This is a genomic window from Streptomyces sp. NPDC050485, from assembly GCF_044458185.1.
Lineage (GTDB): Bacteria > Actinomycetota > Actinomycetes > Streptomycetales > Streptomycetaceae > Streptomyces.
The window spans coordinates 132,513-149,192 of sequence record NZ_JBITHR010000007.1 but is presented as its reverse complement, the minus strand read 5'-3'; the positions used below and the strand labels follow the sequence as shown (position 1 = coordinate 149,192).

General features: G+C 71.5%; 13 protein-coding genes. 7 read left to right on the top strand and 6 right to left on the bottom strand.

Annotation, left to right across the window (positions count from 1 at the left end; translation table 11 throughout):
- Positions 1 to 3: 3 nt before the first annotated feature.
- Positions 4 to 567: a hypothetical protein gene (locus tag ACIBK6_RS16675; protein ID WP_399051969.1), complete on the bottom strand. Its 564-nt coding sequence runs from the start codon at positions 565 to 567 to the stop codon at positions 4 to 6.
- 226 nt (positions 568 to 793) lie between these two features.
- Here ACIBK6_RS16675 and ACIBK6_RS16670 point away from each other — a divergent pair, with 226 nt between their 5' ends.
- The 3 genes from ACIBK6_RS16670 to ACIBK6_RS16660 all read left to right on the top strand — a co-directional run bounded on the left by ACIBK6_RS16670 (position 794) and on the right by ACIBK6_RS16660 (position 4,978).
- On the top strand, positions 794 to 1,738 hold the full coding sequence (locus ACIBK6_RS16670; protein WP_399051968.1) for an SCO0930 family lipoprotein: 945 nt from the start codon (positions 794 to 796) through the stop codon (positions 1,736 to 1,738).
- A 256-nt stretch (positions 1,739 to 1,994) separates the two neighbouring features.
- Complete coding sequence (locus ACIBK6_RS16665) at positions 1,995 to 2,807, top strand: SAM-dependent methyltransferase (protein WP_399051967.1); 813 nt, start codon at positions 1,995 to 1,997, stop codon at positions 2,805 to 2,807.
- A complete protein-coding gene (locus tag ACIBK6_RS16660) occupies positions 2,804 to 4,978 on the top strand; it encodes a putative bifunctional diguanylate cyclase/phosphodiesterase (RefSeq protein ID WP_399051966.1) in 2,175 nt (724 codons plus the stop codon). Before ACIBK6_RS16665 ends, ACIBK6_RS16660 begins: the two co-directional genes overlap by 4 nt.
- A gap of 82 nt (positions 4,979 to 5,060) precedes the next feature.
- Here ACIBK6_RS16660 and ACIBK6_RS16655 read toward each other — a convergent pair whose 3' ends face one another.
- The gene (locus ACIBK6_RS16655) at positions 5,061 to 5,963 is read right to left on the bottom strand and encodes a LysR family transcriptional regulator (protein WP_399051965.1); all 903 of its coding nucleotides are present in this window, start codon (positions 5,961 to 5,963) and stop codon (positions 5,061 to 5,063) included.
- An 83-nt stretch (positions 5,964 to 6,046) separates the two neighbouring features.
- Here ACIBK6_RS16655 and ACIBK6_RS16650 point away from each other — a divergent pair, with 83 nt between their 5' ends.
- The 3 genes from ACIBK6_RS16650 to ACIBK6_RS16640 are packed head-to-tail and all read left to right on the top strand — an operon-like array spanning position 6,047 to position 9,455.
- A complete protein-coding gene (locus ACIBK6_RS16650; RefSeq protein ID WP_399051964.1) occupies positions 6,047 to 6,751 on the top strand; it encodes a succinate dehydrogenase cytochrome b subunit in 705 nt (234 codons plus the stop codon).
- A gap of 2 nt (positions 6,752 to 6,753) precedes the next feature.
- On the top strand, positions 6,754 to 8,703 hold the full coding sequence (locus ACIBK6_RS16645; RefSeq protein WP_399051963.1) for a fumarate reductase/succinate dehydrogenase flavoprotein subunit: 1,950 nt from the start codon (positions 6,754 to 6,756) through the stop codon (positions 8,701 to 8,703).
- A complete protein-coding gene (locus ACIBK6_RS16640) occupies positions 8,700 to 9,455 on the top strand; it encodes a succinate dehydrogenase/fumarate reductase iron-sulfur subunit (RefSeq protein ID WP_399051962.1) in 756 nt (251 codons plus the stop codon). The genes ACIBK6_RS16645 and ACIBK6_RS16640 overlap by 4 nt, the downstream gene beginning before the upstream one ends.
- Before the next feature lie 77 nt (positions 9,456 to 9,532).
- Here the strand turns inward: ACIBK6_RS16640 and ACIBK6_RS16635 are convergent, their stop codons facing one another.
- Together ACIBK6_RS16635 and ACIBK6_RS16630 are read right to left on the bottom strand one after the other, a co-directional pair.
- Positions 9,533 to 10,213, bottom strand: a complete 681-nt coding sequence (locus ACIBK6_RS16635) for a hypothetical protein (RefSeq protein WP_399051961.1) — start codon at positions 10,211 to 10,213, stop codon at positions 9,533 to 9,535.
- Between the two features lie 161 nt (positions 10,214 to 10,374).
- Positions 10,375 to 11,385: a LysR family transcriptional regulator gene (locus ACIBK6_RS16630; protein WP_399051960.1), complete on the bottom strand. Its 1,011-nt coding sequence runs from the start codon at positions 11,383 to 11,385 to the stop codon at positions 10,375 to 10,377.
- 229 nt (positions 11,386 to 11,614) lie between these two features.
- Between ACIBK6_RS16630 and ACIBK6_RS16625 the strand changes: the two genes are divergently transcribed.
- Positions 11,615 to 12,409 carry a hypothetical protein gene (locus tag ACIBK6_RS16625; protein WP_399051959.1) on the top strand — a complete coding sequence of 265 codons (795 nt, stop codon included), beginning with the start codon at positions 11,615 to 11,617 and terminating at the stop codon, positions 12,407 to 12,409.
- 15 nt (positions 12,410 to 12,424) lie between these two features.
- Here the strand turns inward: ACIBK6_RS16625 and ACIBK6_RS16620 are convergent, their stop codons facing one another.
- On the bottom strand, positions 12,425 to 14,173 hold the full coding sequence (locus tag ACIBK6_RS16620) for a carbohydrate binding domain-containing protein (protein ID WP_399051958.1): 1,749 nt from the start codon (positions 14,171 to 14,173) through the stop codon (positions 12,425 to 12,427).
- Between the two features lie 152 nt (positions 14,174 to 14,325).
- A complete protein-coding gene (locus ACIBK6_RS16615) occupies positions 14,326 to 16,668 on the bottom strand; it encodes an ATP-binding cassette domain-containing protein (protein WP_399051957.1) in 2,343 nt (780 codons plus the stop codon).
- Positions 16,669 to 16,680 lie beyond the last annotated feature (12 nt).

Below are 16,680 nucleotides of genomic sequence, written 5' to 3'. Positions count from 1 at the left end.
GGCTCAGCGGGAGCGGGAGCCGGAGCGGGTGTGCAGCAGAGCCGCGCCGAGCACGGCGGGCGCGGTGAGGAGCAGCGTGAGGGTGACGGGGGACAGCCGCGGCGCGGCCTTCTTGCGCGGCGGCATCCGGTACTCGCGCAGCGCGACCCGGCGGGCGGGCGGCGGCGCGGGGTGCGCCGACGGCACGGGCGGCGCGGGTGGGGGCGGCGCCACAGGGGGCGCGGGTGGCACGGGTGGCGGCGCGGGCCGGTGCACCGCGGGCGGCGGTGCCGGACGCGGCGCCGGTCGGGGCGGCGGGGTGGGCCGGGGAGCGGGCTTCGATGGCGGCCCGGGCGGCGGTGCCGGCGGGCGCGGGGGCGTCGGGGTGGGCGGCGGTGGGGTGGGCTGCGGCGTCGGACACAGCGCGTGGCCCGCGCCCGCGACCGCCCAGTTCGAACCGCGCCCGTCGTCCTGCGAGACGGAGGCGTACGCGCAGGCGTCGGCCAGTGCGGCGGGTGCCGGGGCGGCCAGCAGCAGCGTGAAGGCCGAAGCGGCGAGCAGCCGTCCGGCGAGGTGTCGTCCTTGCACGGGGCGATCATCGTTCCGTCGGACCGTCACCACGGGGGGCGTCGAGCCGATTCGCCTGAAGGGGGGAGATACCCCCGCTCCGCGGTCGGCACGTTGACCAACTGTTCGGGGCGGTCCGGAAAATTCCTCCGCCCGCGTTGAACACACCATCGCCCGCCGCCCGTACTTAGGGCCATGAACCGGCGCTACCGGCGCCCCAACAGCCGTACCGACAACGGGAGTTGACATGAATACCTGGCGCAGCGCATCGCTCGCGGCAGCGGCGGCAGCAGTACTGGCACTGACCGCGACGGCCTGCGGCCAGGACAAGGCGAGCGGCTCCGGCACCGGTCAGTCGGTCGGCAACGCGAGCCCCGCCCAGCAGCCCGCCGGCAGCGGCTACGGGTCGAGCGGCGGCTACGGGCAGGCGGGCGGCGCCGAGTCCGCCGCCAAGCAGGCCGGGCAACTGGCCGTCACCGACAGCAAGGAGCTCGGCAAGGTCGTCACCGACAGCGCCGGGTTCACGCTCTACCGCTTCGACAAGGACACCGCGAGTCCGCCCCAGTCGAATTGCTCGGGCGACTGCGCGAAGGCCTGGCCGGCGGTGCCCGCCGACGGTGTCAGCGCGGCCGCGGGCGCCGACCCCTCGCTGCTCGGCTCGGTCACCCGCGCCGACGGCACCAAGCAGCTCACCATCGGCGGCTGGCCGATGTACCGCTACGCCAAGGACACCAATCCCGGCGACACCAACGGCCAGGGCGTGGGCGGCACTTGGCACGCTGCCGCGCCCGACGGCAAGAAGGCCGCTGCCGCCGCCCCGGCGCAGTCCCTGCCGGGCCTGTCCGTCCGCACGGACCCCAAGCTCGGCGACGTCATCGTCGACGCGCGGGGCATGACCGTCTACCGGTTCAAGAAGGACTCGGCCTGGCCCATGAAGTCCGCCTGCACCGGCGCCTGTCTGCAGAAGTGGCCGGTGGTCGCCCCGGTCGACAAGAACAACACCAAGGGCATCGCCCTCAAGGGCTTCGTCACCTTCGACCGGCCCGACGGCGTCAAGCAGCAGTCGATCACCTGCTGGCCCGTCTACACGTTCTCCGGTGACACCAAGCCCGGCGACACCAATGGCCAGGGCGTGGGCGGTACGTGGTACGCCGTGTCCCCCGAGGGAAAGCTCATCGGCGCACCCAAGTAACCCACGGCCCAACCCAGTCGGCCCGCCACCGCGACCCCCCGCGCGGTGGCGGGCCGCTGCGCGCGCCGCCGGCCGGCTCGATTGCGTACCCGCGCTCGTATGCCCGTACGATGCGGCGCACATGCCCTGGGCGTGTGACCAAATAGCGGACGGCCAATTTCCGTTTTTACTCGCCCTCCCGGCGGACGATCAGTAGCCTCAGGCGCGAACATGGTCATGGTCATGGCCGTGCTGCGGCGACTTGTTGGAGACATTGATGGAGCGTCCAGCCTGGGCCCCCCAGGGCATCGACATCTCGATGCCGAGCGTGTCCCGCATCTACGACTACTACCTGGGCGGTTCGCACAATTTCGAGGTCGACCGGGAAGCGGCCCGCGAAGCCATGCGGCACATGCCGGGACTTCCCAAGATCATGCAGGCGAACCGGGCCTTCATGCGCCGCGCCGTGCGCTTCGCCGTGGACGAGGGCATCACGCAGTTCCTGGACATCGGCTCCGGAATCCCGACCTTCGGAAACGTCCACGAAGTCGCCCAGCGGGCCAGCCCCGAAGCCCGCGTGCTGTACGTCGACCACGACCAGGTGGCCGTCGCCCACAGCCGCGCCGTCCTCGAAGGCAACGAGCGAGCCGCGATCGCCGCAGCCGACCTGCGCAAGCCCCAGAGCATCCTGAACGCCCCCGAGACGGCCCAACTCCTCGACCTGTCAAGGCCGGTGGCGCTGCTCCTGGTCGCCGTGCTGCACTTCGTCGAGGACGAGGACGACCCGTACGCCGCGGTGGCCGCGCTGCGCGACGCGCTCGCCCCCGGCAGCCTCCTCGTCCTCACCCACGCCTCCTACGAAGGCATCCCGCTCAGCGAGGAAGAGGCCGTCGGCACGGTGGACGTCTACCGCAACATCAAGAACCCCCTGGTCATGCGCTCGCACGAGGAGATCGCCGGGTTCTTCGAGGGGTACGCCATGGTCGAGCCCGGACTGGTCTCGATGCCGCTGTGGCGGCCGGAGAACGCGCCCGACCAGGAAGATCCGTACGCCTTCTCGGGCTTTGCCGGTGTGGGGCGCAAGGCGTGAGCATCCCGCCCCAGGCGCAGGGCCCGGCCACCGAGCCGGACAGCCCCGAGGACAGACTCAGACGGTTCGCGACGATCTGGAGCCGGGCGATCTTCCCGGTGACGGCGACCTCGCTGACCCGCCCCGAGTTCGAGCAGCACCTCGTGCCGCTGGCCCGCCGGCTCATCCACGCCCTGCACGCGCGGCACTTCGACCCGGCACCCGCCCACGAGGCCGGCGCCGCACTGGTCGCCGTGCACTGCACCGACCCGGACGCCCTCAGCCGCACCCTCGGCGTGGTCGACTCCTACCTCGTCCTGTACTGCGGCGCGGGCGACGAACTGGCTGCCGACGAGGCGCGGGCCCGCTGCGCCCGGCTCCAGCACGCGCTCGCGGCCGGCTTCGCGGCGGCCCTGCGCGAACGCACCCTGGTCGAGCAGGAGGCCATCGCCCGCTCCGCGATGTCGGCCCGCAGCGCCGCCCTCGAAGCCCTGCACGCCACCGAGACCCGGTTCCGCGCGGTCTTCGAGGGCGCCGCGATCGGCATCGGCATCGCGGACCTGGCGGGCCGGGTCCTGGAGGTCAACGAGACCCTCACCCGGATGTTCGGCGGCATCGAGGGCCAGATCCGCAGCCGCAACGTCAGCGAGTGGGTGCACCCCGAGGACGCCCCGCAGGTCTGGCGGCTGTACGAGGAGCTGGTACGCGGCGAACGCGACCACTACCGGGTCGAGAAGCCCTACTACCGCGGCGACGGCACCGTCCTGTGGACCAACCTCACCGTCTCGCTGCTGCGCGACGCCGAGGGCCGCCCGCAGTACCAGCTCGCACTGATGGAGGACACCACCGAACGCCGGCTGCTCAACCTGCGGCTGCGCTACGAGGCCACCCACGACGCGCTCACCGGACTGCCCAACCGCACCCTGTTCTTCGAGCGCCTGGAGAAGGCGCTCGCACCGGGCGACGGCAAGCGGTTCGGGCTCTGCTACCTCGACCTCGACGGCTTCAAGGCGGTCAACGACAGCCTCGGCCACTCGGCCGGCGACCGGCTCCTGGTGGAGGTCGCCGACCGGTTGCAGACCTGTGCGACCGGCCCCGGCGAGATGGTGGCCCGGCTCGGCGGCGACGAGTTCGTGGCGCTCACCACGGGACCCGACACCGAATACGAGGCCGACGAACTCGCCTCCCGCATACTGAACACCCTCGCCACCCCGATCCGCATCGAGGGCCGCGAGCTGACCGTGCGCGGCTCGATCGGCGTCGTCGAGGGACCGGCGGGCGAGCGCAGCCCCGCCGAGGTGCTGCGCAGCGCCGACATCACGATGTACCGGGCCAAGTCGGCGGGCGGCAACCGTTTCGAGTGGGCCGACGCCGAGGCCGACGCCCGCGCGATCACCCGGCACGGGCTCACCAACGCGCTGCCCGCCGCCCTGGAGCGCGGCGAGTTCTTCATCGAGTACCAGCCGCTCGTGCACCTCGGCGACGGCAGTGTGCACGGCGCCGAGGCCCTGGTGCGCTGGTCGCATCCGCAGCACGGGGTGCTCGGGCCTGACCGGTTCATCCCGCTGGCCGAGCACACCGGGCTCATCGTGCCGCTGGGCCGCTGGGTGATGCAGGAGTCCGTACGCCAGGCCAGGGCCTGGCAGGAGGCCCACCCCGGCGCCACCGACGGCGGCCCGCTGCGCATCAACGTGAACCTGTCGCCGACCCAGCTGCACCACCCCGGTCTGGTCGCCGACACGGTGGAGATGCTGGAGCGCACGGGGCTGGTCCCCGGCGCGCTCTGCCTGGAGGTCACCGAGTCCGCACTCATCGGCGCCGACGACGACCTCCTGAAGCCGCTGCGCCAGCTCGCCGAGATGGGCGTCGACATAGCGCTGGACGACTTCGGTACGGGCTACTCCAACCTCGCCAACCTCCGCCGCCTCCCGGTGAGCGTGCTCAAGCTGGACCGGTCCTTCACCCAGTCCATGCAGCAGCTGCCCGCCGACCCCGTGGACATCAAGATCGTCGAGGGGATCGTGTCCCTCGCGCACAGCCTGTCGCTCGCGGTGACGGTGGAGGGCGTGGAGACGGGAGCCCAGGCCGAGCAGCTGAAGGAGCTGGGCTGCGATACGGCTCAGGGCTGGTATTACGCCAGGCCGGGTGCCCCGGACCAGATCCACAGCTTGGCGCTGGTCGACGCGGTGTAAGGCCGTAAAAAGCCAGCCCCTCCGGCGATTGAGGAGCGGGGGTGTGGGGGCAGAGCCCCCGCCCACCCCGGGTGAGGAACGGTCAGCGGGTGGAGCGCTGCCCCGTACCGATACTCAGCAGCACTCGCTGCAACTCCCGTGCCGCGCGCGGCGGGTCGACGTCGCTCCGGTGGGCCAGGGCGATCGTGCGGCGCAGGCCCGGGCGGGCCAGCGGGGTCACCCGCAGGTCGCCGGCCCGCGCCGCCACCATGCTCGGCACCACGGCCACGCCGAGACCGGCCCGTACGAAACCGAGCACCGCGTCCATCTCGCCGCCCTCCACGGTGAACGCGGGCTCGAAGCCCTCGGCGCGGCAGGCGGCCACCGTCAGCTCCCGCAGGTCGTAGCCGTGCCGGAACATCACGAGCGGCGCTTCCCGCAGATCGGCGATCCGCACCCAGGACCCGGCGCCGGGCGGCGCTTCGGCGGGGGAGGAGACGACCACCAGGTCCTCCTGGAGCAGCTCGATCGTGGTGAGGGCGGGGGAGGCGGCCGGGAGCGGCAGCACGATGAGGGCCAAGTCCAGTGCACCGCGCGCCAGTTCACGTACCAGATCGTGGGAGCCGCCCTCCTCGATGAGGAGCTGGATCCCGGGATGCCGGTCGTGGAAGGCGCGGAGCACGTCCGGGAGCAGACCGGTGCACAGGCTCGGGGTCGCGCCGAGCCGGACCCGGCCGCGGCGCAGCTGGGCCAGCTCCTGGACCTCGATGCGCGCGGTGTCCGCGTCCGCCAGGATGCGCCGGGCCAGCGGGAGCAGCGCCTCGCCCGCGTCGGTGAGCGCGATGTTGCCGCGGGCGCGGCTGAACAGCTCGGCGCCCAGCTCGTTCTCCAGCGCCTTGATCTGCTGGGAGAGCGAGGGCTGCGAGACATGGACGCGCTCGGCGGCCCGGGTGAAGTGCCGGGTCTCGGCGACCGCCACGAAATAGAGGAGCTGCTGGAACTGCATGCATCTACGATAGGCCATCACTATGAAGATGAGCCGAACCATGTCTTGGACCTCTCGGGTCCTTCGCCCCTAGCGTCTATGACATGGCTCTGGCAACGCGGACGGACAAACGGCCGTCCATGACGCGCACACTCTGGGACTCGACCGTCGGCAAGAAGACGGTCATGGCCGTGAGTGGTCTGATCATGCTGCTCTACCTGGTCGTTCACATGATGGGCAACCTGAAGATCTTTTTCGGGGCGGGCCAGTTCAACGCGTACGCGCACTGGCTGCGGACCATCGGCGAGCCCTTCCTGCACTACGAGTGGGCCCTGTGGCTCATCCGCGTGGTGCTCGTCGCCGCCGTCGTCGGACACGCGGTCTGCGCCTACCAGCTCAGCCGGCGCGACATGAGGGCGCGGCCGAGCAGTTACGTCCACCAGCGGGCCCGCGCCAGTTACGCGACCCGCACGATGCGCTGGGGCGGCATCATCCTCGCCCTCTTCATCGTCTGGCACATCCTCGACCTGACGACCGGCACCGTGCACTCCGGCTTCCGGCCCGGGCACCCCTACCAGAACGTCCTGGACACCTTCTCGACCTGGTACGGGAACGTCATCTACCTCGTGGCGATGGCCGCGCTCGGCCTGCACGTCCGGCACGGCTTCTGGAGCGCCGCCCAGACCCTCGGCGTGGGCAGCGCGACGCGTGAGCGGGTCCTCAAGTTCCTCGCCAACGCACTGGCTCTGGTGCTGTTCGCCGGATTCATCTCCGTACCCGTCGCCGTCATGACCAAAGTGGTGAGCTGAGCATGACCTCGTACACCGAATACTCCGTGGGCCCTGCGGTGGCCGACGCCAAGGCCCCGCAGGGGCCCATCGCCGAGCGCTGGGACACCCGGCGCTTCGAGGCGAAGCTGGTCAATCCGGCCAACCGCCGCAAGCACACCGTGATCGTCGTCGGGACCGGGCTCGCGGGCGGCTCGGCGGGCGCGACGCTGGCCGAACAGGGCTACCACGTCGTCCAGTTCTGCTTCCAGGACTCGCCCCGCCGCGCCCACTCGATCGCCGCGCAGGGCGGCATCAACGCCGCGAAGAACTACCGCAACGACGGCGACTCCGTCCACCGCCTCTTCTACGACACCGTCAAAGGCGGCGACTTCCGCGCCCGCGAGTCCAACGTCCGCCGCCTCGCGCAGATCTCCGTCGAAATCATCGACCAGTGCGTGGCGCAGGGCGTGCCGTTCGCCCGCGAGTACGGCGGACTGCTCGACACCCGCTCCTTCGGCGGCGTCCAGGTCTCCCGTACGTTCTACGCCCGCGGCCAGACCGGCCAGCAGCTGCTGCTCGGCGCCTACCAGGCGCTTTCGCGCCAAATCGCCGCGGGGAACGTCGAGTTGCACGCCCGCACGGAGATGCTGGACCTGATCGTCGTGGACGGGAAGGCGCGCGGCATCGTCGCCCGCGATCTCGTCACCGGGAAGATCGACACGTACTTCGCGGACGCGGTGGTCCTGGCGAGCGGCGGCTACGGCAACGTCTTCTACCTGTCGACCAACGCCATGAACTCCAACGCCACGGCCATCTGGCGGGCGCACCGCCGGGGCGCGTACTTCGCCAACCCCTGCTTCACCCAGATCCACCCCACCTGCATCCCGCGGACCGGTGAGCACCAGTCCAAGCTCACCCTGATGAGCGAGTCGCTGCGCAACGACGGCCGCATCTGGGTCCCCAGGGCCAAGGGCGACCAACGGCCCGCGCACGAGATCCCCGAGGACGAGCGCGACTACTACCTGGAGCGCATCTACCCGGCCTTCGGCAACCTGGTCCCGCGCGACATCGCCTCGCGCGCCGCCAAGAACGTGTGTGACGAAGGACGCGGGGTCGGTCCCGGCGGGCAGGGCGTCTACCTCGACTTCGCGGACGCCATCGCCCGGATGAGCCGCGCCAAGGTCGAGGAGAAGTACGGCAACCTCTTCGACATGTACGCGCGGATCACCGCCGAGAACCCGTACGAGACACCGATGCGGATCTACCCCGCCGTGCACTACACCATGGGCGGACTGTGGGTCGACTACGACCTCCAGACCACCATCCCCGGCCTGTTCGCGATCGGCGAGGCCAACTTCTCCGACCACGGCGCCAACCGGCTCGGCGCCTCCGCGCTGATGCAGGGCCTCGCCGACGGCTACTTCGTCCTGCCGTCCACCATCAACGACTACCTGGCACGCAACCCCCACCAGGAGTCAATGACCGCCGGGCACCCGGCAGTTGCCGAAGCGGTGGCCGAAACAGAGGACCGCCTGAACCTGCTCCTCTCCGTCGACGGCGACCGCACCCCCGACTCCTTCCACCGCGAGATCGGCGAACTCATGTGGGAGTACTGCGGGATGGCCCGCACCGAGGAGGGCCTGCGCAAGGCGCTCGACCGGATCCCGCAGATCCGCGAGGAGTTCTGGCGCCGGATCAAGGTGCCCGGCACCGGGGAGGAGTTCAACCAGTCCCTGGAGAAGGCCAACCGCATCGTCGACTACCTGGAGCTCGCTGAGCTGATGTGTCTTGACGCGCTGCACCGCGCCGAGTCCTGCGGCGGGCACTTCCGCGAGGAGTCCCAGACCCCGGACGGCGAGGCGGCCCGCCGCGACGAGGAGTTCTCGTACGTGGCCGCCTGGGAATTCGCGGCCACCGGCGAGGCCCCCGTCCTGCACAAGGAAGACCTTGTCTTCGAGTACGTCCACCCCACCCAGCGGAGCTACGCATGAAGCTCACCCTGCGCGTCTGGCGCCAGAAGAACGCCAACTCGCCCGGCGCCATGGCGACTTACGACGTCGACGGCATCTCCACCGACATGTCGTTCCTCGAAATGCTCGACACGCTCAACGAGGAACTCATCCTCAAGGGCGAGGAGCCGGTCGCCTTCGACCACGACTGCCGCGAGGGCATCTGCGGCGCGTGCTCGCTCGTCATCAACGGCGACGCCCACGGCCCCGAGCGCACCACCACCTGCCAGCTCCACATGCGGTCCTTCAGCGACGGCGACACCATCGACGTCGAGCCGTGGCGCGCCTCGGCGTTCCCGGTGGTCAAGGACCTGGTCGTGGACCGCTCGGCGTTCGACCGGATCATCCAGGCCGGCGGCTACATCAGCGTGCCGACCGGCGCCGCCCCCGAGGCGCATGCCACACCGGTGCCGAAGCCGGACGCCGACTTCGCCTTCGAGCACGCCGAGTGCATCGGCTGCGGCGCGTGCGTGGCGGCCTGCCCCAACGGCTCGGCGATGCTGTTCACTTCGGCGAAGATCAACCACCTGAACGTGCTGCCGCAGGGCGCGCCCGAGCGCGAGACGCGGGTGCTCGACATGGTCGGGCAGATGGACGACGAGGGCTTCGGCGGCTGCACGCTGACGGGGGAGTGTGCGACGGCCTGCCCCAAGGGCATTCCGCTGCCGTCGATCGCGGCCATGAACAAGGAGTGGCTGCGGGCGGCGAGGAAGGCGAAGAAGGTCGGCCGCTGAGGTACGGCCTCCGTACGCGGTGAATGCGCCCCCGGCGAATCCGGGGGCGCTTCACCTTGCCCAACTGGCCTGCTGCGTCAGCTGGTTACGGTGATCTGCTGCGCCGGATCGGTCGTGTCGGTGACGTTGTACGTGGCCGAGAAGGTGGCGCTCTGGTCGCCCGTCGGGCAGAGGAAGCCGCCGGTCACCGTGGCGGCCACGGGTGCGTTGGTGATGGCCAGCGAGGAGGGCGCGCCGTTGGTCCAGGTGCCGGAGACGGTGGTGGGTCCGGTCGGCGACGCGGTGATCGTGCAGCTGGCCAGGCCGCTGGTCTGGAGGACGAACCCGCCCTGGGGCATGGTCAGTCCGGCCGCGACGGGCGCGCCGTTCTGGGCCGAGATGCTCCAGGAGCCGTTGTCGGCGTTGGTACTGGCGGTCACGCTCACCCCGCCGATGCTGGTCGAACAGTCGCTGAACGTGGGCGGGTTGATGGGCGCGGACACCGGGCCCGCGTCGTTGTGGTTGCCGGGGTCGGCCGGGACCTGGTTGTTGGCGCTGGTGTCGGGGACGGACGCCGAGACATTGCAGGTCATGGTGGTGGACCCGGCCGTGAAGGTGGCCTGGCCGGTGAGCTGGGCGGCGAAGGAGTGGCCGGCCGGTGTCACGGTGGTCGAGTCGGCCGCGGGGAGGGCGCTCGCGCCCGCCGTACTGCCGAGCACGAGGGCCGCGGCCGCGGCCGGAGCGAGTATCGCGAGCATGCGTGAGCTGCGGATTGCCATGGGGGGACTCCTCGGTCGAACGGATTCGATGGTGTGGGGATGCGAGGAGGAACTGAGGTGACTTGAGAGTAAGTCCGGGGCGGAGGGGCGAAAAGGAGACTCCTCGCCAGTAATTTGACGGAGCATCAGCTTGCCGGTGAATCCAGTCGTGCTACAGATCGTCAGCAAGGGGCCGCAGGGGGTTGGCGGCGGGCCGAGGGCGGAACTGCCTCGGTGGGGTCGCGCAGCGGGCGGACCGTGATGTCGCCCTTGGCACCGCCGGTGACGGTCGCGGCCTCGGCGTAGTCACGGGCCGCCTGCTTCAGCGCGTCCGCCGCCACCCGGGCTGCCGCCGCGGCGCCTCCGTGGCCGGTGCGGAAGAGCGTCCGGGTGATCTGGCTGCCGGTGACGGGAAGCGACGTCACCGTAGCCTGCTCCAGCTGGGCCGCGAAATACGCGGGCATGACCGCGGCGCCGACCTGCCCGGCCAGCAGCGCCTCAACGGCGCCCATGTGGTCGGCCAGATGCTCGATGGACGGCACGACCGACTGGACGCTCGCGAACCGGGCGAAGGCGCGACCTCGGGCCGAGTGCGCGGGCGCGCTGATCCATGGGCGGCCGGACAGTTCGGCGGCGCCGGTCGGCACGTCCCAGGTGGCCGGGACGACCACGCGGTAGGAGTCCTCGCTGAGCACCCGGGCCCGGACGGAGGGCGGCAGCGGCACCGCGGTGTCCCGGTCGTCGATGACGACCAGCACGTCCAACTCGCCCAGCCGCAACTGTCGCAGGCCGTCCGGCAGCCCGGCCTCCACGAATCTCGGCTCGACCCGGGGGTGCGACCCGGCGAGCAGCCGCAGCACCCGGACCGCGAGCCGGGCCAGCACCCACGATGTCGCCCCGATCGCCACCGGCCCCTGCACGACCTGATCGCTCACGGGGCCCAACTGCTGTACTGCGAGGGCGAGTTCCCTGCCGATGCGGTCCCCGGTGGCGGCGAGCAGCCGGCCGGCCGCCGTGAGTTCCAGTCGTGGACCCGAACGGTCGACCAGCGGCAGGCCGACTTCCCTTTCCAGGCTTGCCAGTTGCTGGGAGACGGCCGAGCGCGTGTGACCGAGCACCCGCGCCGCCGGAGCGAGGCCGCCGCTCCGCGCTATCGCGTTCAGCACGAGGAGCCGCCTGGGGTCGAGGTCCATGCGCGCCGCCCTCCTCGGGGTCGGGGGAATCGTGCCACGGACTGTACCGACGTACCGCCAGTTCTCCTGTCGAGGGGGGTTAAGCACCGCTGTGCGACGGGACTGCCTCGCGGCCGTGCGGCTGCCAGACTTGCCCGTATCCCGAGGGCTTCGGCCGGCACCCGCCCTGGCGCCGCCATGCCCGAAGCCCGGCGATTCCCGTCCTGTCCCGTCCACGAGGAGGCCGTACGTGGCCAGTTACGTCCCCCAGCGCGCCCGAGCTTCGTCCGCCCCACGGCCCGGCCGGTCCACTGCCGCGCTGACCGTGGTCTGCATCCTGCTGGGGCTGCCCCTGATGTCGGCCTGCGGCCCTTCCAGTACGCAGGGGGCAACCACTCAGGGCCCGACCACTCAGGGCCCGACCACTCAGGGCGTCGCCACGCAGGGTGGTGCCACCGGCTCGGCCGCGACCGGGGGCGCGTCCGGGGGCAGGGCGTCGGACGGTGGCGCCGGGGGCGCCTCGTGGGTGCTCAGTGCCCCGCAGGTCGCGGCCGGCTATCCGCAAGGTCAGCCGCCGGCGGACATGGTGCGGAGGTTCAACGCCGACACCCGGAAGAACGCCGCGCGTCTCGGCGTGTCCGGCACACCGGTACGCGCCTCCTACGACGACCGCGCGGACGGCGCGTGGATCTTCTACACCGGGGTCACCGGCAGCGGCTTCGACCCCGGCCGACTGCACGACATCCTCTACCGGCTCCCGGCGGTCGACGACGACGGCGCCGGTGACCGCAGCACCACCAGCGCCATCGACGCCCAACCCGGCCCGCACGGCGGCCGGGCGATCTGCAACACCGTCCTGGTCCGGTCCGGCGTGCTCACCACTGCGGTCTCCACGTGCTCCTGGTTCACCCCGACCACCGCCGCGGGCATCACCCTCATCTCCAAAGCCGACGGCACCAGCACCAAGCTCGGTTTCACCGCCGCCGACGTCGCCCCGATCATGCGGGCGATCCGCGCCGAGGTGGAGAGCCCCCGCCGCACCTGATCGCCCGCACGCCCCCTAGCTGACGGAGAGGTCGTCGCCGTACACCGCGCCCTGTCCGTACCAGCCGTGCAGATAGACGGTCACGGTGCCCGAGGCGCCGGTCGTGAACGGCACCGTCAGCTTGGACCAGCCGGTCGAGCTGGTCCAGGTGCTGCCCGTCGCGCCGCCCCGCACGCCGAGGTAGGCGTAGCTGCCCTGCACCCAACCGCTCAGCGTGTACTGGGTGTTGGGGGCCAGGGTCAGCGTCTGGGCGCACTCGCCCGTCTGCGCGGAGGTCGGCGCGGTCCGCACGGCGTACGAGCCGCCGTGCACCGGAGCCGACACCACCGCGGCGCCGCTCTCGCAGGTCCACGGCGCGAGTGAACCGCTCTCGAAACCGCCGTTGACCAGTGCGCCGGTGCCGCCGCCGGGGCCCGGCACGGTGAGCGTGAAGGTCGTGGAGCGGGCGAGCGTCCCGGCCGTTCCCGTCACGGTGATCGGGTACGTTCCGGGCGTGGCCGACGGCGAGGCGGCGACGGTGAGTTGGGCCGAGCCGCCCGCGGTGACGGAGGCCGGGCTGAGCGTGGCGGTCACCCCGGCGGGCGCGCCGGTCGCCGTCAGCGCCAGCGTCTTCGCGCTGCCGGAGGTCACCGCCGTACTCACGGTCGCCGTGGCGGACCCGCCGGGCGCGACCGACGCCGAGCCGGGTGCGACGGCCACCGAGAAGTCGTCCTGGACCGGCCCGCCGCCCCCGGTGAACGGCTCGAAAGCGTGGCTGAAGTACCACGGGTCCTGGGCGATGCCGGAGCAGGTGTCCTGGCCGCCGGTGCCGGGGCAGCCGCCGTTGTCGCGCTGGAGGGCCCAGAAGGAGAGGGTGTTGATGCCCTTGGCGGTGGCCCAGTCGTAGACGGCGGTCGCGTCGGCGGTAGTGAAGGTCTCGGCCGCGCCGTAGTCGTCGATGCCGGGCATCTCGGTGACACCGACCGTGCCCCACAGCTGGGCGGACGTCCTGCCGGGGTAGAGGGAGGCCAGCTGGTTGTAGAGCCCGGTGGCGGCGGACTGGGTGTCGTTCGCCATGTTGTGCGTGGCGCCGTCGTAATAGTCGAACGTCATGATGTTGACGACATCGACCTTCGCGCCGTACGTGACCGCGCTCTGGAGCACCGCGAGACCGCTGGCGGCGAGTCCGCTCGTGGTGGTGGGCAGGGTGTAGGAGAACTGCACCGACCGGCCGTTGGCCGCCGCCCAGTCCTGCACCTTCTTGATCGCCTGGTTGCGGCGGTCGATGCCCGCCTGGTTGGTCAGCGAGTTGTCCTCGATGTCCATGTCGAGCCGCGACAGGTCGTAGGTCGTGATGACCTTCTCGTACGCCGCCGCGATCGAGTCCACATCGGTGCAGCTGTCCGCGATCTCGGTGCCGCCGTTGTCGGCCGCGTACCCGCCGAACGACGGGATGACGTCGCCGCCGCGCGAGCGGATGGTGGTGATGTCGCCGCCGAACACGGATGACGAGATCGGCCGGCTCGTCGAGCCGTTCCAGTACGGCGTGCAGGAGCCCTTGGTGTCGGCCTGCACGAACGCCATCGTGAGGTACTTGGCGCCGGACTTCTGCGCCAGGTCGGCGGGGCTGTCGGAGGAGTACGCCTCGAAGTACGGCGCGAAGACATGGGCGGGGAGGGGAGTGGCGGCGTGCGCGGCGCCACCGGCCCCGATGACGAGGCCGGCTGACGCGGCGACTGTGCTGAGCGTGGCGAGCAGGGCGCGGACGGATCTCGGGCGTCTCATCGGGGCTCCCAGCGAGGTGGGTGAGAGTACGGACGCCCCATGATTGGTCTGGACCAACGACCGGTCAAGGGTCTAGGCCAATTCATTCCGCGCTGTTTGCCCAGGGGGTCAACTGGTCTGCGGCAAAGGCGAGTCGGGGTCTGACGACCGGTTCAGATCCCGGCCAGCGCCTTCGCGAGATAGGGCGCCGTACGGCCCGCCCCGGCGTCGGCGACCTCGGCCGGCGGCCCCGCCGCCACGATGCGGCCGCCCTCGTCGCCGCCGCCCGGACCGAGGTCCAGCATCCAGTCGGCGCCCGCGACCACCGTCATGTCGTGCTCCACGACGACCACCGAATGGCCCGCGTCGACCAGGCCGTGCAACTGGCGCAGCAGGATCTCGACGTCGGCCGGATGGAGCCCCGTCGTCGGCTCGTCAAGGACGTACAGCGTGTGGTCGCGGCGCACCCGCTGGAGCTCGGTGGCCAGCTTGATCCGCTGCGCCTCGCCGCCCGACAGCTCGGTGGCGGGCTGGCCAAGACGCAGATAGCCGAGCCCGACGTCGAGCAGCGCGCCGAGGCTGCGGGCGGCGGACGGGGTGTCCGCGAAGACATCGGCCGCCGCCTCCACCGTCAGATCGAGGACCTCCGCGATGGTGCGCCCCCGCAGGGTGACTTCGAGCGTTTCGGGGTTGTAGCGCGCACCGTGGCAGTCTGGGCAGGGCGTGTACGTACTCGGCAGGAACAGCAGCTCCACCGACACGAACCCCTCGCCCTGGCAGGTCTCGCACCGCCCGCCCGCCACATTGAAGGAGAACCGCCCCGCCTGGTAACCGCGCGCCTTCGCCTCGGCCGTGGCGGTGAAGAGCTTACGTACGACGTCGAAGAGCCCGGTGTACGTGGCCAGATTGGAGCGGGGTGTGCGGCCGATCGGTCTCTGATCCACCCTCACCAGCCGTCCCACGCCCGGGAGTTCATCGGTCAGCGCATCGACCAGGGTGGACTTGCCGGAGCCCGAGACGCCGGTCACGGCTGTGAACACGCCGAGCGGGAACGCCGCGTCGACGCCGCGCAGATTGTGCCGGGTGATCCCGGTCAGCTCCAGCCGGCCGCGCGGCTCGCGGACCGTGCGGCGCGGCGCGGGGGAGCGGTCGAACAGGAAACGGCGCGTCGCCGACTCCTCGACGCGCGCGAGCTCGGCCGGAGGACCGCTGTGCAGCACCCGGCCGCCGCGCTCGCCCGCCAGCGGACCCACGTCGACCAGCCAGTCCGCGTTGCGCACCACATCCAGATGGTGCTCCACCACGAACACCGAATTGCCCGCCGCCTTCAGCCGGTCGAGCACGGTGAGCAGCGCCTCGGTGTCGGCGGGGTGCAGACCCGCCGACGGCTCGTCCAGGACGTACACCACACCGAAGAGCCCGGAGCGCAGCTGGGTGGCGAGCCGCAGGCGCTGGAGTTCGCCCGCCGAGAGGGTGGGGGCCGAGCGGTCCAGGCTCAGATAGCCGAGGCCGAGTTCGAGTACGGGGCCGATGCGCGCGAGCAGGTCGATGATGAGGGCATCGGCGCTCGCGCCGCCGCCCGCGGTGGGCAGCAGCTCCGCGAGCGCGCTGAGCGGCAGGGCCGCGAGCTCGGCGACCGTCCGGTCCGCGAAGGTGACGGCGAGCGCCTCGGGACGCAGCCGGCGCCCGCCGCAGGCCGGGCAGTCGGCGGCGGTCAGGAACCGTTCCGCCTTGGCCCGCAGCGACGGGCTCCTGCTCTCCGCGAACGTCTTCAGCACATAGCGGTGGGCGCTGAAATACGTTCCCTGGTAAGGGCGTTGGATGCGACCCGCCTCGCGCACCGGATGCACGGTCACCACCGGCTGCTCGTCGGTGAACAGGATCCACTCGCGGTCCCTGCGGTCGAGCTCGCGCCAGGGGCGGTCCACGTCGTACCCGAGGGTGTCGAGCACATCGCGGAGGTTCTTGCCCTGCCAGGCGCCCGGCCAGGCGGCGATGGCACCCTCGCGGATGGACAGCGAGGGATCGGGGACCAGCAGGTCCTCGCTGGTGCGGTGGATGCGGCCGAGGCCGTGGCACTCGGGGCAGGCGCCGGCGGCCGTGTTGGGCGAGAAGGCGTCCGAGTCGAGACGTTCCGCGCCCGGCGGGTAGCTGCCGGCCCGCGAGAACAGCATCCGCAGCGAGTTGGACAGCGTGGTCACCGTGCCGACCGACGAGCGCGAGGAGGGCGCCGAGCGGCGCTGCTCCAGGGAGACGGCGGGCGGCAGCCCCGAGATCTCGCCGACCTTCGGCGCGCCCACCTGGTGGATCAGCCGGCGGGCGTACGGCGCGACCGACTCGAAGTAACGCCGCTGCGCCTCGGCGTAGATCGTGCCGAACGCGAGCGAGGACTTCCCCGACCCGGAGACGCCGGTGAACACCGCGAGACAGTCGCGCGGAATGTCGACATCGACCCCGCGCAGATTGTTCTCGCGGGCGCCGCGGACACGGACGAACGGGTCAGGGGGGCTTTGCATACCGGAATTCTA

Coding starts and splice junctions, on each gene's coding strand:
- ACIBK6_RS16670 (WP_399051968.1), top strand. CDS start 794: ATGAATACCTGGCGCAGCGCATCGCTCGCGGCAGCGGCGGCAGCAGTA.
- ACIBK6_RS16665 (WP_399051967.1), top strand. CDS start 1,995: ATGGAGCGTCCAGCCTGGGCCCCCCAGGGCATCGACATCTCGATGCCG.
- ACIBK6_RS16655 (WP_399051965.1), bottom strand. CDS start 5,963: ATGCAGTTCCAGCAGCTCCTCTATTTCGTGGCGGTCGCCGAGACCCGG.
- ACIBK6_RS16650 (WP_399051964.1), top strand. CDS start 6,047: ATGGCTCTGGCAACGCGGACGGACAAACGGCCGTCCATGACGCGCACA.
- ACIBK6_RS16645 (WP_399051963.1), top strand. CDS start 6,754: ATGACCTCGTACACCGAATACTCCGTGGGCCCTGCGGTGGCCGACGCC.
- ACIBK6_RS16640 (WP_399051962.1), top strand. CDS start 8,700: ATGAAGCTCACCCTGCGCGTCTGGCGCCAGAAGAACGCCAACTCGCCC.
- ACIBK6_RS16635 (WP_399051961.1), bottom strand. CDS start 10,213: ATGGCAATCCGCAGCTCACGCATGCTCGCGATACTCGCTCCGGCCGCG.
- ACIBK6_RS16630 (WP_399051960.1), bottom strand. CDS start 11,385: ATGGACCTCGACCCCAGGCGGCTCCTCGTGCTGAACGCGATAGCGCGG.
- ACIBK6_RS16620 (WP_399051958.1), bottom strand. CDS start 14,173: ATGAGACGCCCGAGATCCGTCCGCGCCCTGCTCGCCACGCTCAGCACA.
- ACIBK6_RS16615 (WP_399051957.1), bottom strand. CDS start 16,668: ATGCAAAGCCCCCCTGACCCGTTCGTCCGTGTCCGCGGCGCCCGCGAG.